Consider the following 13631-nt stretch of genomic DNA (forward strand, 5'->3'; position numbering starts at 1 on the left):
CCGTGCAGCTCATGTTTGTACACAAATATTGCCACTACCCTTACTGCGTTGACTCCGCCTTTTTACGGCTCATAATTTTACCTGCGATGCTTTGCACAGTGCCTTTTAGTAAGCTGCGTTTGTTCTCAAGCCGTGGTAATGGGCGGCTAAGCTCCATTGCTTTGTAACCAATACGTGCAGTAAAAATACCCGCGCTTACGCCCTGCGCAGCCCGTCCCGAAAGCTTACCTAATAGCTCAGCACTCAATGCAGTTGCAGCAAGGTCAGATACAAGCTCTGCACTGCCTACAAACATTACTTGTTTTATTAGCATGCGGTATAGCTTTATACGGCTTGCGTAGCCAAAACCAATGCCGTAAATTTTACCAATTTGTTCAATCAGTTTAGTACCGCGCCAAAGCACAGCCATCATATCAACCAGCGCAAGTGGGCTTAGGGCAACTAGCAGTGCAGATTCAGTCGCAAAACGATTTATAAGCTTTTTAGCTTTGGTGTCTTGGGTTATTAATAAACTATTGGCGTACAGCGTCATGATTTCTTTGTCGCTGTGATGCATCGCTACTTGGTTTTTAAAGGTTTCAAAGTTATCAAGCTCTTGGTGTTTATTTAGCTTTTCGAGCCAAGGTAATGCACCACCTACTTGCTCGCTGTTTAAAAGCCTGTCGGCTTCAACTCGGTGCAATTGGTTACGCTTTAAACTGCGCAGCATTCGGTACTCTCGCCACAATAAGCGCCCTATTAGCAGCACACCACTTACAACCGCAGTTAAATAAACACTGCCTAAAATAATTGACTGCTCGAAAGCAAATACTAACGAGTACGCAAACTCTAAAAGCACCAGTACTATAAAACTAATAGCAAACACACCTTTAAGCGTTTGCCACTTTGACTTTTTGTACACAGGCTCAAGATCAATTTCGGGCTCTAATGCTTCATCTTCAAGTTCTTCGTAATCACTTTGTCCGTGCTGAATAATTTTTGCAGGTGCTAAAACGGGTTCGTTTTGCTCAATGCTTTGCGTATCTATACGACGCCCTGCTTGAAATGGTTGGTTTGACTCACTCATGTTAATTTGTCTCCTAGCAGGTACTGCATGACATGATCTAATCGAATATGTTTTAGTTGTTTATCGGGGCTCGGCATTGGAGAGAACGATAAAAACTCAAATCCCTGTGCTGGCCACTCACTTTTATTTAGCATCCGCGTGGGAGGCTGCGGCGGTAAATACGTAAGCCAATCAGGCTCGTTTAATGGTTTACCGTAAATGCAATCAAGCGCTTGGCCTTTGTCGGTAATTTGGCGCGGCTGCGTTGCTGTAATTGACGACATAGCCATGGTTTCTATTTGCACACCATCAAACTTTAAATGATTACTCTGTTCATGCACGAGCGAATCAAGCAGCAGTGCTAAATCTTTATGGTGTTTTGCACTTATGTGGTCTGACTTATTAGCTGCAAATAATATTTTATCTATGTTTGGTTTAAATAAACGTTTAAAAAAGCCTGACTCACCATAGTTAAAGTGCGCGAGTAATTGGTTTATTACACTGCTTTGCTCTTGTAGTGTTTCGTGCCCTTCGTTTAGCGCACTAAGTACATCGACAAGTACAATTTGGCGGTCAAAGTGCCTAAAATGCTCATTATAAAATGGTTTTACAACTTCTTTTATATAGGCGTTAAAACGCTTAATTAAATGCGCTAAATTAGACCCCGCAACGACATTGTCACTGTTTATTTCACCCGATACCGGAAAAAACAATAACAATGGCGCGCCTTGTAAGTCGCCAGGCATAAGCATGCGCCCGGGTTGTAACATGGCAAGTTTGGTATCTTTTTTAAGCCCTACTAACATGCTTTGATAAAGCTGAGCAATATGAGCAAGTGCGTTTTCATCTACAGGCGCATTTAAATCAAGTTGCTCAACAGCAGCTAGAAAATCACTTGATGTATTTACACGCGAAGGCTGAGTTAGTAACGGATATTGCTGTTCGCACCATTGAGAATAGCTTTGTTCAAGCATAGGTAAATCAAGAAGCCATTCACCCGGGTAGTCAATAATATCTAAATAAAGCGTTGATTGCGGCGAAAAGTGCCCACGCAGCCCTGCATTACTCTGATACTTTATTGCTAAGCGTAGTGTATTAATACGCTCGGTTGATGCAGGCCACGTAGGCATCCCATCGCTGGGTAATAATGAACTTAGCGCGCGCGTATAATTAAATGTAGGGACTTTTAACGCCTCTTGCGGCACAACTTTAGTGGCAACATGGCGATGCTCGCGCATTACATCAAAAAAAGGTAAGTTTTTATCGTCCGCTTGGGTTGTTAAGTGTTTAACAAGCGCGGTAATAAAGGCTGTTTTACCACTACCACTTAGGCCTGTTACGGCAAGTTTTACGTGTTGGTCTAAACTGCGATGAAGGGCTTTTTGTGCTTTGCCTTTAATACTTTTAAAGGTCTTTTTTGCAAATGATTGGCTCATAAAGTGTCTTGCACCTAATTTGCCGTAATTTATCACGCTGCAAATAAGGTGCTATTAAATCCTTTAAAGTTTGTTAATTTCACGGCTCACCGTAAACTCACTTGAAGTAACATGGCGCTCCATATCTTGAAGGCGAGTATCTACACGCGTTAAACGCTCTTTTAAATCTTGCAATGCGCGGCGCGGTGGCTCGCCCTTTTGCCATACTTTAAATTTTACTTCTAGTGGATCGTCATGTTTAGTTGAGCTGTTAGTTTGCGCTGTCGCGGGCTCTTTTTTATCTAAAATAAACCAGGCTGCAATATACGCTACCACAAATAATGGGCCACCCGTTAGCAGTACCGCACTAACAAATATAATGCGAACTAACCATAACTCCATATTAAAGTAGTCACTTAATCCCGCACATACGCCGGCTATTTTACCGCGTTGTGGGTCTCTTAATAATTCGCGTTTGGCACTCATACTTTGCGTCTCCATTGTGGTGACTCTTGATCAAGCAATGCTTCTAGTGTTTCGACTCTGTCGGCCATTTTTTCGGCTTTATGTGCAAGCTCAAGTAACTGGCGATGTTCGTGTTCACTTAAACCTTGGCTTACTTGTTTTTTGCTACGGTAGTGTAAAATTAACCACAGCGGTGCAACAAAAATCATAAACAAGATAAATGGTGCAACTAGTATCTCTGGATCAAACATAATCCTCTCCTGACAATCCGTTTTGATGTTTTTAAGCAGTGGGGTACTTTAAGTACCCCTTTATAAGTTATTTATCAGCTAGCTTCTTTTTAAGTTCGGCTAGCTCATCATCTATCTTTTCATTTTTTTGTAGATTAGCAATTTCGTCCGCTAACGTTTTTTTACCTAAATCGTAAGACTCAATTTGAGATTCTAGTCCATCAATTTTAGTTTCGTAACGTTCAAAGCGATTAAGTGCGTCTTCTACTTTTGAGCTATCAAGTGTCTTTTTCACTTCAAGGCGCGACTCAGCCGAACGTTGGCGAAGTATAATTGCCTTTTGACGTGATTTCGCATCTGCTAGCTTTTCTTGTAGTGTCGTTACTTCTTGTTGTAGTTTCTCGATATGAGACTCTACATGTTCAAGTTCACTCGTTACTGAAGTAACTGCATCTGCCGATTTTTGCTTTTCAAGTAGAGCTGAACGCGCTAAATCGTCGCGGTCTTTACTTAAAGCCAGCTCGGCTTTATCTTGCCAATCACTTACTTGTGCTTTAAGTGTATCTAGGCGGCGTACGATTTCTTTTTTCTCAGCTAATGTTTTAGCTGAAGTAGAACGTACTTCAACAAGCGTATCTTCCATTTCTTGAATAATCAGACGAACCATTTTTTCTGGGTCTTCTGCTTTATCTAAAATGGCGTTGATATTAGAATTAACAATATCTGCAAAACGTGAAAAAATTCCCATAACATTTACCTCTGTAATTAAAACTTAGTTAGTCTGCTATAACTAGTATCAATATGCTTGCCAACTTTTTAAAAGTTAAAATACACTTTATTTTCATTACGTTAAACTAAATATACAAATTTCTTTAGTTATCCCTACTTATGAAATACACTAACTGTTAGTAAAAATGACCAAGAGTTAGGAAATATGAGCCAATATCGCCAACAGGATAATTTACTCGGCCAATCAGATAGCTTTCTGTCTGTATTAGATCAGGTATCGCAACTGGCTAATTTAGATAAACCGGTACTTATTATTGGTGAACGCGGCACAGGTAAAGAGCTAATAGCAGCACGCTTACACTTTTTATCAAAACGCTGGGATCAAAACTACGTAAAGCTTAACTGTGCAGCGCTTAACGAAAACCTACTCGAAAGTGAGTTATTTGGCCACGAAAGCGGTGCTTTTACGGGGGCAAGTAAACGCCACGAAGGTCGTTTTGAACGCGCTAATAGCGGCACACTGTTTTTAGATGAACTAGCTAACACCTCCGCTATGGTACAAGAAAAACTGCTGCGCGTTATAGAATACGGTGAGTTTGAGCGTGTTGGCGGCAAACAAACTGTAAAAGTAGATACACGCTTAGTGTGTGCTACAAACGAAGATCTTCCTTATTTAGCTGAGCAAGGTGAATTTAGAAGTGACTTACTCGATCGCCTCGCCTTTGATGTAATTACCCTGCCGCCACTGCGCGAACGCCAAGACGATATTATGCTGCTTGCTGAACAATTTGCGATGAATATGGCGCGCGATTTAGAATGGGAACTCTTTAGCGGTTTTACCCGAAGCGCAACAGAAACACTGCTTAGTTATGATTGGCCTGGTAATATTCGCGAACTTAAAAATGTGGTTGAACGAAGTTTGTATCGCCACGGTAGTGAACATATCCCCGTTCACCAGATTATTTTAGACCCATTCGATAGCCCATTTAGACCAAAAGCGCGCATTAAAGCACCTATAGCGGCTCAAACAGTTAATGCAGAGCCTATTGTAGTTGCGCAGCCGATTGCTCAAGCAAGCGCAGATATAACCCTTGATATTCAATTTCCGTGTAGCTTAAAAGAGCGTTCAAACGACTTTGAAATAAACATGATTAATAAAGCGCTCGAACATAGCCAATTTAATCAAAAGAAAACTGCAGAAGTACTTGGTTTAACGTATCATCAATTACGTGGTTATCTTAAAAAATACAACTTGTTGGATCAACAATAGTCAGAGGTTATGCGGGTGCATAAATTATTACTTGTTTTGCTTGCCACCACTTTAGTTGGTTGCCTTGATAGCAAAGAAGAAATCATAGAAGAAAAAAACCAAGGCTTAGTTTACTGCGCTGAAGCCAACCCTGTGTCGTTTAATCCGCAAGTCACGACCACCGGTTCAACTATTGATATAATTGCTAACCAATTATACGACCGCTTAATTAGTATTGACCCTGTCACTGCAGAGTTTCAAAGTGAGCTGGCAACCGACTGGAAAATTAGTGAAGATGGTAAATCGGTTACCTTTACCCTGCGTAAAGATGTAAAGTTTCATACTACTTCTTATTTTACCCCCTCGCGGGATTTTAACGCCGACGACGTTATATTTACCTTTAGCCGATTATTCGATGTATACAATCCATATCACTTTGTGGGCGATGCCAATTACCCGTATTTTCAAAGTGTGGGGATTGATCAACTTATTCGTAAAATTGTCCGCGTGTCTGACTATCAAGTCCGTTTTGAATTGTTTAATCCTGAAAGTAGCTTTTTAGCCAATATGGCTACCGACTTTGCTGTGGTGCTTTCAGAAGAATACGCCATGAAACTTAAGAAAAACAATCAAAAAAACTTATTTGATCAGTACCCGATTGGCACAGGCCCGTATATTTATAAAGAGTATCGTCGAGATCACCTTGTACGCTTTTACCGTAACCCACTTTATTGGAAGCACGATGTAGCACTTGAACAATTGGTTTACGACATAACACCCAATGGCACTGCGCGCATAGCCAAAATGCTGACTAAAGAGTGCGATGTAACGGCTCATCCAAGTAGTGCGCAATTAAGTATTTTAGCGCAACGCGATGATATAAATATCGAAAAAGAAACAAACTTAAATATAGGTTATTGGGCGTTTAATACAGAACGTGCCCCGTTTGACGATTTACGCGTACGCCAAGCGCTTGCGCATGCAATAGATGTAGATAAAATAATGCAGGCGGTTTATTACGGTAACGGTACTCGCGCACAATCTATTTTGCCACCAACCTCTTGGGCATTTGAGCCACAAGAAGATATTCCTACGTTTGATCCAGAACTTGCTAAAAAGTTACTTATTGAAGCAGGCTTACCTGATGGCTTTGATATGACAATATGGGCTATGCCTGTGAGTCGTATTTATAACCCTAACGCACGTAAAATGGCTGAGCTTATGCAAAGTGATTTACGCAAAGTGGGCGTTAATGTAAGCATTGTAGAATATGAGTGGAACACGTTTATTCAGCGTATTGGCGAGCACAGGCACGACAGCGTGTTACTTGGTTGGGCGGCAGATACACCCGATCCTGATAACTTTTTTAGCCCACTGCTCAGTTGTACCGCTACTTTTAGTGGCAAAAACCCAGCAAACTGGTGTAATCCCCAATTTGATTTATTGCTTACTCAAGCACTCGACACCACTGATTTAAACAAACGTAAAAAATACTACGACGATGCACAAAGTTTGATTATTAAAGAGCTGCCGTTATTGCCTATTGCTCATGGCCTGCGCTTTCAAGCGAGTAGCGCCGATGTGGAAGGCATAACACTTGGCCCGTTTGGCGCTATTTCGCTTGCCAATGCGAGGAAAAAATAATGATCTTAGATTATATTTTACGCCGCCTTGGTTTATTCCTTTTTATGATACTAATGCTTAGTGTATTTACGTTTTCGCTAGCGTATTTATTTCCTGGTGATCCACTCAGTAATTTAAGTGGCATACCGAGCAGTAACTTTGCACAGCATAGTGAGCTTGAAGACAAATATTTATACAACAGCAATTACTTTATGCAATACATTGCCTTTTTAGGGCGAATATTTCAGGGTGATTGGGGGTTTTCGTTTGCCTCGGGTAACAGCGTCTTTAGCCATATTGTTGATTTGCTACCGGCCACTTTAGAGCTAAGTATTTATGCTTTAATTGTATCGGTTGTTGTTGGTGTACCTTCGGGTATTTTAGGCTCTGGCTATCATAAACGTTGGCCCGACAAGCTTATAAACTCGACCACTATGGTTGGGTATTCGATGCCTGTATTTTGGCTCGCATTATTGTTAATTATGGTTTTTTCATTAAAGCTTGGCTGGTTTCCTATGTCGGGCAGAATGGGACTACTTTACGAAATACCCGCAAATACTGGGTTTATTTTAATTGATATTGCACTTGCTGGCTTTCCGTATAAAGGCATGGCTTTTATTGATGCGCTGCGCCACTTAACACTTCCGACTATTGTACTGGCTATGTATCCAACCACGGTATTAGTGCGCTTTACTCGCGAGTCGATGCTTAAAGTAATGGATCAAAACTTTATTAAAACAGCTAGGGCAAAAGGCCTTAACCGCCGTCAACTTATCGTGCACCATGCACTGCGTAATGCATTACTGCCGGTAATTAAGCAAATTGGTTTGCAATTTAGTACGCTAATAACGCTTGCGATGATTACCGAAGTTATTTTTTCGTGGCCGGGTATTGGCCGATGGCTAATCGATAGTATTTATCAGCGTGACTTTCCTGCAATTCAAGGCGGATTAATGGCGGTATCTTTATTTGTTATTTTAGCTTCTATTACAGCTGAACTTACTTACACTTTATTCGATCCACTCTCGCGGAATCAGGCTCATGGCAAAGTTTAATTTATTTTCTGAAGAGTCGAATAAATCGCCACTCGCGCGACTTTGGCGAAAGTTTAAAAATAACCACCCTGCTTTGGTTGGTTTATGGATATTTATAGCGTTTGCACTATTAGCCGCCACCGCTCCTTTTTTAGCCCCGTATGGTGTAAATCAACAACACAGTGATGCACTACTTATTCCACCATCGTGGCGAGAAATGGGCGATGTACGCTTTCTTTTAGGTACCGATGATTTAGGTCGTGATGTACTCTCGCGCTTAATGAATGGGGCTACGTATACGTTTGGCCTTTCTGTTGTAGCCGCCCTAATCACCACTATTTTTGGTGTACTAGTAGGTACTTTTGCAGGGATTAGTAAAGGGCTGCGTTCAAGCTTTTTAAATCATTTACTTGATATAACGCTTTCTATTCCTTCTTTGTTATTGGCAATAATCATAATCGCAATACTCGGCCCAGGTTTAATGAATACCGTATGGGCCATTATTTTAGCCTTACTGCCGCAGTTTATTCACTCAGTGCGTAACCTGATTGTTGATGAATTAAGTAAAGACTACATTACTGCGTTTAAACTCGATGGCGCATCTAATTGGCATATTATATCGCGCGGTATTTTCCCTAATATTTATGAGCATATTGTGGTTATATTCACGATGGCACTTTCTACCGCTATATTAGATATTTCAGCACTGGGATTTTTAAAATTAGGGGCTCAGCCACCGACGACCGAATGGGGCGCAATATTAGCCGAAAATCTAGGCCTTATTTATTTAGCGCCGTGGACTGTAGCGCTACCTGGTGTGCTGTTATTTTTAGCCGTGTTATCTACTAATTTAGTAGGCGATGGCCTGCGACAAGTGCTTAAAGCACGTAAGGCTGATTAAATGCAATTACTCGATGTTCGTAACTTAACAATTGAACTACGTACCTCTGAAACTGTAATTAGAGCCGTAGACAGAGTGAGTTTTAGCTTAAAAGAAGGCGAAGTACATGCGCTTGTAGGCGAGTCTGGCTCTGGAAAAAGCCTAATAGCAAAAGCGATTATTGGTGTATTGAACGAACGCTGGGATATTACTGCCGACCGTATACATTGGCGCGGCGTAGACTTAATGCGTTTAAGCCCAGAAAAGCGCCGTAAAATAGTAAGCCAAGATATAGCGATGATCTATCAAGATCCAAGCCGCTGCCTTGACCCAACCGCTAAAATATTTGATCAAATTGCCGAAACACTCCCTGAGGTAGCAACTAAAGGTTTCTTTTTAAAACGCAACCGCGAAAGAAAAGACAGAGTAAAAGCACTTATTCATAAAGTGGGTATTAAAAACCACGAAGCGGTACTAAGCAGTTACCCCCATGAACTCTCAGAAGGCGTATGCCAAAAAGTAATGATTGCAATGGCCATTGCTCGCACGCCTAAGTTATTAATAGCTGATGAGCCAACTACTGCGCTTGAAAGTACAACGCGCGCACAAGTATTTAGGTTATTAAAAAGCTTAAACCAGCTTAAAAACATGTCTATTTTAATGATCTCTCATGAACTTGAAGAGATTGCACATTGGTCACATGGTATTCATGTTTTATATTGCGGGCAAATGGTTGAAGCAGGTCCAACTCATGAAATATTTAAACAGCCTCGCCACCCTTATACGCAAGCATTACTAAAAAGCCTGCCAGACTACGAACAAGGTTTAGCGCATAAAGAACCTTTTTATGCCCTTAAAGGAACTATCCCTACCCTGCAACATTTGCCTATTGGCTGCCGCCTCGGGCCGCGCTGCCCGCAAGCGCAAAAAGCCTGCGTGGTAACTCCCACCCTTACTAAGCATCATGGTCATAGTTATGCATGCCATTTTCCGTTAATTAAGGATATGAAATAATGCAGCCGCTACTTAAAGTACAAGCGCTATCAAAAACATTTAATGTGCGAGCTGGGCTTTTTTCACGTAAAAAGTTTGAAGTACTTAAAAATATTTCATTTTCTGTGGGTAAAGGCGAAAGTATAGCCATAATTGGTGAAACAGGTGCAGGTAAAAGTACGTTAGCAAAACTACTTTCAGGAGCTGATACTGCTGATAGCGGGCAAATTTTGCTCGAAAATAATATTATTGAAGACAATGGCGTACGCGATAATCAATGTCGCCATATTCGTATGATTTTTCAAGATTCAGCTGCATCGCTCAACCCGGGGTTAACCATTGGCGAAATGCTTGATGATTGCCTGCAATATAATACTGAGCTTGATGAAGCCGAACGAACTGAGAAGATTGATGCAACGCTCTCAAAGGTGGGTTTGTTAATCGATCATAAACACTACTACCCGCATATGTTTAGTGTGGGGCAACTACAACGTGTAGCATTTTCTCGCGCATTAATTTTAGATCCTAAGGTGATTGTGCTCGATGAAGCCGTTTCGTCTTTAGACCCGTCTATACGTGCGCAAATAGTGAATTTATTACTTAAGCTGCAGCGCGATACAGGCCTTACGTACGTCATGATCACCCATCATTTAAGCCTAGTGCGTCATATCAGTGATTATGTGGTTGTACTCGATAAAGGCGAAGTAGTTGAATACGGCCCGACTGAAGATGTTTTTCAAAACCCTCAATCAAAAGTAACGCAGCGATTACTTAGCTGCTAAAAACAGCTTATAAATTTATACCTTTTTTGTAAGGTAACCGTATTTAGATGGGTCTTGTTGTTAACTTTATTTAATTAACAAGAGACCTCATGCTTAAAAAAACGTTATTGCTTAGCCTTTCCCCCTTACTCCTTTTGTCTGCCTCAGCCATTGCTGATACATCAAAAAACGTTAAAAATTGGGTTGGCGGTGTTGATCACCTTGGTTTAACAGTGTCCAATTTAGATTCATCTAAAGTATTTTTTACAGATGTACTTGGTTTTAAAGTGCTGGGAAATGACCCAACCTATCCTGCTTATTTTTTATCTAATAACAAAATAACTATTACACTGTGGCGCGTTAAAAATGATGACAAGCGTGTAGAGTTTAATCGGGCAGACAATGTGGGGTTACATCATTTAGCACTCAGTGTTGAAAGTATCAAAAAGTTAAGCGAGCTACATGAACACTTAAAAATGCAAAATAATATTATTATAGAGTTTGCACCAGAGAACTTAGGAAAAGGCCCAACGCAACATATGATGATTAGAGAGCCTAGCGGCAATCGGATTGAGTTTATTGCCAGAGGTAATTAATACCCACTTTATTCAAGACAATAAAAAAGGCGCTTTAAAAAGCGCCTTTTTTTATGAACTAAATTAATTATTCAACAGTTTGTGTAGCCGTTGGTAAATTAAGCTCAGCATTTGCTTTAAGCGCTTCAATAAATACCATGTAGTTTTTATTAGCTTGCGCCATAGTAATACTTTGTTTTGCTTGAGGGTCAATGTTAGCTGCAACTTGTGCATCTGTTACCGACTTAAGCGCAACAATTGCTGCATCACCATTATTTAAATTAACAAGCTCAACTACTGCAGAATCTGCTGGGTGAGCCATCTTAAATGCTTGAGTCACAATAGCAGGTGAAACAGTGTAGCTTTGACGCGTTAACTGCGCTTCTTGGCGAACCGTTAAACTTTGCTCGTTTGCGACATCGTTTAAGCTCTTACCTGCTTGTACTTCTGCAAATAAGCTACGCGCTTTTTCTTTAGCAAGCTCAGATGATTTTTCGTTAACTAAACGCGCTTTAATTTGCTCGCTTACTTCATCCAGTGGTTTAGTCGCAGCAGGTTTATGCTCGTTAATACGAACAATAATTGCGTGCTCTTCACCCAGTTCAATAACTTCAGAGTTTACTTTATCTTCAAGTAAATCAACTGATGTTAGTGCTGTTACAACTGCAGGACTGTTTAACGGCTCTGGTAGAGCATTAAGTGCTAAAAGAGGTGTAGATTTAACTTCTACTTCAGCAACTTCTGCAGCGTCGTCTAAGCGGTCTGAAATTTCAAATGCAAGTGCACCCATTTCTGTTTGCTTTTCGTAAAACGCATCTACTTTTTCAGCTTGTTCTAGTTCAGCACGTAAGTCAGCTTTAACATCGTCATACGCTTTAACTTGTTGTGGTTGAATATCTGTAAGTTTAATTATGTGATAACCAAACTCAGAAGCAACAACTTCAGAAATATCACCTTTGTTTTGAAGTGCGAAAGTCGCGTCTTCAAATGCAGGGTCCATTACGTCACGTTCTATCCATTCAAGATCGCCGCCCATTTCGCCACTAACGATATCGTCAGATGATGACTCTGCTAACTCAGCAAAGTCTGCACCTTGCTCTAGTTGTGCATGAAGTGCATTAGCTTTTTCTTTTGCTGCGTCATCGTCTTCACTGTTATCAATTAAGATATGTGATACGCGACGTTTTTCTGGCTCAACGTATTGTGCTTTATTTTGCTCGTAATACGCTTTAACGTCATCCTCGGTCACCGATTCAACATTAATATCTGCTGCTTTAAGCTCAATGTAACTTACTGAAATAAGCTCTGGAGACAAAAATTGTGATGCGTTTAGGTCATAGTAATCAGACACTTCTTGATCTGATACTTCAACGTTCGCGGCAAGCGCCTCTTTGTTTACTACTACATAATCAATACTACGAGTTTGCTGCTGTAGAGCAATTGCGCTTTTAAGCTCGCTCTCTAGTGCAAAGTCTGTACCTGCAACAGCGGATACTACTTGGCTGCGTGTCATATCTTTACGTAAGTATTCACGAAAAGCATCTGGTTGAAAGTTCATTTGACGAATTACTTGCAAGTAACGGTCGTTATTAAATTTTTCACCAATTTGAAAGTACGGTAGTTCTAAAATTGTTTTACGTACACTTTCGTCACTTACGCGAAGGCCTAAATCAGCCGCTAGCTGTGATTGCAATTCTTGTTGTACTAAGCGGTCAACTACACCTTGGCGAATTTGCGCCATGTAATTTGGATCAGCAGCAATTTGTGTAAAGTATTCACCAAATTGTTGCTCTAAACGGCTACGTTCATTTTGGTAAGCACGGTTAAAATCGGTTTGACTAATTTTAATTCCATTTACTTCAGCAACGGGTTGTTCTGTGGTTTGACCTAAGTAACTACCAATCCCTGCTAAGGCAAAAGATAAAATCACCGCGCCTAAAATTATTTTGGCTACAGGTCCTTGCGAACCTTCTCTGATTTTCTCAAGCATTTGTTTATCTCTTTTTGATCAAGGTATTTTACCTTGTCACATGTAAAAAAAGCGTATCTTACCAGATACGCTTTTTCACTTGAAGTAACTGGCGGTAAAGTTACTTAATTCATCTGTTGTGGTGAATCAGTAACTTTACACTCGCCATAACTAATGTGTTTAAAACAGTGATTAGTTTACTGCGTCTTTAAGCGCTTTACCGGCTTTAAAAGCTGGAATAGTTGCAGCAGCAATTTGGATTGTTTCACCAGTTTGCGGGTTACGGCCTGAACGTGCAGCACGGTCACGTACTGAGAAAGTACCAAAACCAACAAGTGCAACTGAGTCGCCTTCTTTTAGCGCGCCAGATACAGATTCGATGAATGAATCTAGTGCACGACCTGCAGCCGCTTTAGAAATGTCAGCATCAGCTGCGATTTGATCGATTAATTGAGATTTATTCACAATATCATCCTCTTTCATTGTTATTATCAAGAGCGATGGTTTTTTAAACTAACATCACTGTTTTGAAAATTTTAGAGCAAACTTTTAATGCTCACATGATTATATTTTTCTTAAGCCTACGCCCCATAAGGGCTAGGCTTGAAAACCAGTGCTTAACTTATCATACCGTTTAGATTTGAAAAGCCCTAAAAAGCACTT

General features: G+C 40.6%; 14 protein-coding genes. 7 read left to right on the forward strand and 7 right to left on the reverse strand.

Annotated elements, in window-relative coordinates:
- Positions 1-40: 40 nt before the first annotated feature.
- From I6F49_RS04065 to pspA, 5 genes are all read right to left on the reverse strand, one after another.
- Positions 41-1066 (reverse strand): TIGR01620 family protein, encoded by a 1026-nt coding sequence (locus I6F49_RS04065; RefSeq protein WP_166421616.1) that lies wholly within the window; start codon positions 1064-1066, stop codon positions 41-43.
- Positions 1063-2481 (reverse strand): YcjX family protein, encoded by a 1419-nt coding sequence (locus I6F49_RS04070; RefSeq protein WP_197119481.1) that lies wholly within the window; start codon positions 2479-2481, stop codon positions 1063-1065. The genes I6F49_RS04065 and I6F49_RS04070 overlap by 4 nt, the downstream gene beginning before the upstream one ends.
- A 63-nt stretch (positions 2482-2544) precedes the next feature.
- Positions 2545-2946 carry an envelope stress response membrane protein PspC gene (gene pspC / locus I6F49_RS04075; RefSeq protein ID WP_197178589.1) on the reverse strand — a complete coding sequence of 134 codons (402 nt, stop codon included), beginning with the start codon at positions 2944-2946 and terminating at the stop codon, positions 2545-2547.
- Positions 2943-3176, reverse strand: coding sequence for an envelope stress response membrane protein PspB (gene pspB / locus I6F49_RS04080; protein ID WP_024612319.1), 234 nt, complete (start codon positions 3174-3176; stop codon positions 2943-2945). The genes pspC and pspB overlap by 4 nt, the downstream gene beginning before the upstream one ends.
- Positions 3177-3243: 67 nt before the next feature.
- On the reverse strand, positions 3244-3903 hold the full coding sequence (pspA, locus tag I6F49_RS04085) for a phage shock protein PspA (protein ID WP_197178591.1): 660 nt from the start codon (positions 3901-3903) through the stop codon (positions 3244-3246).
- Positions 3904-4089: 186 nt separating this feature from the next.
- Here pspA and pspF point away from each other — a divergent pair, with 186 nt between their 5' ends.
- The 7 genes from pspF (at position 4090) to I6F49_RS04120 (ending at position 11020) form a co-directional block, all read left to right on the forward strand.
- Entirely contained in the window at positions 4090-5154 is a 1065-nt protein-coding gene (gene pspF, locus I6F49_RS04090; protein WP_166421613.1) for a phage shock protein operon transcriptional activator, read from the forward strand.
- Positions 5155-5169: 15 nt separating this feature from the next.
- Positions 5170-6777, forward strand: coding sequence for an ABC transporter substrate-binding protein (locus I6F49_RS04095; protein WP_197178593.1), 1608 nt, complete (start codon positions 5170-5172; stop codon positions 6775-6777).
- On the forward strand, positions 6777-7811 hold the full coding sequence (locus tag I6F49_RS04100; RefSeq protein WP_197178595.1) for an ABC transporter permease: 1035 nt from the start codon (positions 6777-6779) through the stop codon (positions 7809-7811). Before I6F49_RS04095 ends, I6F49_RS04100 begins: the two co-directional genes overlap by 1 nt.
- Positions 7798-8691, forward strand: a complete 894-nt coding sequence (locus I6F49_RS04105) for an ABC transporter permease subunit (RefSeq protein ID WP_166421610.1) — start codon at positions 7798-7800, stop codon at positions 8689-8691. The genes I6F49_RS04100 and I6F49_RS04105 overlap by 14 nt, the downstream gene beginning before the upstream one ends.
- Entirely contained in the window at positions 8692-9684 is a 993-nt protein-coding gene (locus I6F49_RS04110; RefSeq protein WP_166421609.1) for a peptide ABC transporter ATP-binding protein, read from the forward strand.
- Positions 9684-10445 carry an ATP-binding cassette domain-containing protein gene (locus tag I6F49_RS04115; protein ID WP_197160130.1) on the forward strand — a complete coding sequence of 254 codons (762 nt, stop codon included), beginning with the start codon at positions 9684-9686 and terminating at the stop codon, positions 10443-10445. Before I6F49_RS04110 ends, I6F49_RS04115 begins: the two co-directional genes overlap by 1 nt.
- An 89-nt stretch (positions 10446-10534) precedes the next feature.
- Positions 10535-11020: a VOC family protein gene (locus I6F49_RS04120; RefSeq protein ID WP_197178597.1), complete on the forward strand. Its 486-nt coding sequence runs from the start codon at positions 10535-10537 to the stop codon at positions 11018-11020.
- A 67-nt stretch (positions 11021-11087) separates the two neighbouring features.
- Here I6F49_RS04120 and I6F49_RS04125 read toward each other — a convergent pair whose 3' ends face one another.
- The gene (locus tag I6F49_RS04125) at positions 11088-12989 is read right to left on the reverse strand and encodes a SurA N-terminal domain-containing protein (protein WP_197178599.1); all 1902 of its coding nucleotides are present in this window, start codon (positions 12987-12989) and stop codon (positions 11088-11090) included.
- A gap of 171 nt (positions 12990-13160) precedes the next feature.
- Complete coding sequence (locus I6F49_RS04130; protein ID WP_157823336.1) at positions 13161-13451, reverse strand: HU family DNA-binding protein; 291 nt, start codon at positions 13449-13451, stop codon at positions 13161-13163.
- Positions 13452-13631: the final 180 nt, after the last annotated feature.

It is taken from the genome of Pseudoalteromonas sp. SWN166 (assembly GCF_015864485.1).
In the GTDB taxonomy this organism is placed as follows: domain Bacteria; phylum Pseudomonadota; class Gammaproteobacteria; order Enterobacterales; family Alteromonadaceae; genus Pseudoalteromonas.

What these genes read in the sequence shown, in the direction of transcription:
- I6F49_RS04065 (WP_166421616.1), bottom strand. Translation starts at nt 1,066, where the DNA reads ATGAGTGAGTCAAACCAACCATTTCAAGCAGGGCGTCGTATAGATACG.
- I6F49_RS04070 (WP_197119481.1), bottom strand. Translation starts at nt 2,481, where the DNA reads ATGAGCCAATCATTTGCAAAAAAGACCTTTAAAAGTATTAAAGGCAAA.
- pspC (WP_197178589.1), bottom strand. Translation starts at nt 2,946, where the DNA reads ATGAGTGCCAAACGCGAATTATTAAGAGACCCACAACGCGGTAAAATA.
- pspB (WP_024612319.1), bottom strand. Translation starts at nt 3,176, where the DNA reads ATGTTTGATCCAGAGATACTAGTTGCACCATTTATCTTGTTTATGATT.
- pspA (WP_197178591.1), bottom strand. Translation starts at nt 3,903, where the DNA reads ATGGGAATTTTTTCACGTTTTGCAGATATTGTTAATTCTAATATCAAC.
- pspF (WP_166421613.1), top strand. Translation starts at nt 4,090, where the DNA reads ATGAGCCAATATCGCCAACAGGATAATTTACTCGGCCAATCAGATAGC.
- I6F49_RS04100 (WP_197178595.1), top strand. Translation starts at nt 6,777, where the DNA reads ATGATCTTAGATTATATTTTACGCCGCCTTGGTTTATTCCTTTTTATG.
- I6F49_RS04105 (WP_166421610.1), top strand. Translation starts at nt 7,798, where the DNA reads ATGGCAAAGTTTAATTTATTTTCTGAAGAGTCGAATAAATCGCCACTC.
- I6F49_RS04110 (WP_166421609.1), top strand. Translation starts at nt 8,692, where the DNA reads ATGCAATTACTCGATGTTCGTAACTTAACAATTGAACTACGTACCTCT.
- I6F49_RS04115 (WP_197160130.1), top strand. Translation starts at nt 9,684, where the DNA reads ATGCAGCCGCTACTTAAAGTACAAGCGCTATCAAAAACATTTAATGTG.
- I6F49_RS04120 (WP_197178597.1), top strand. Translation starts at nt 10,535, where the DNA reads ATGCTTAAAAAAACGTTATTGCTTAGCCTTTCCCCCTTACTCCTTTTG.
- I6F49_RS04125 (WP_197178599.1), bottom strand. Translation starts at nt 12,989, where the DNA reads ATGCTTGAGAAAATCAGAGAAGGTTCGCAAGGACCTGTAGCCAAAATA.
- I6F49_RS04130 (WP_157823336.1), bottom strand. Translation starts at nt 13,451, where the DNA reads ATGAAAGAGGATGATATTGTGAATAAATCTCAATTAATCGATCAAATC.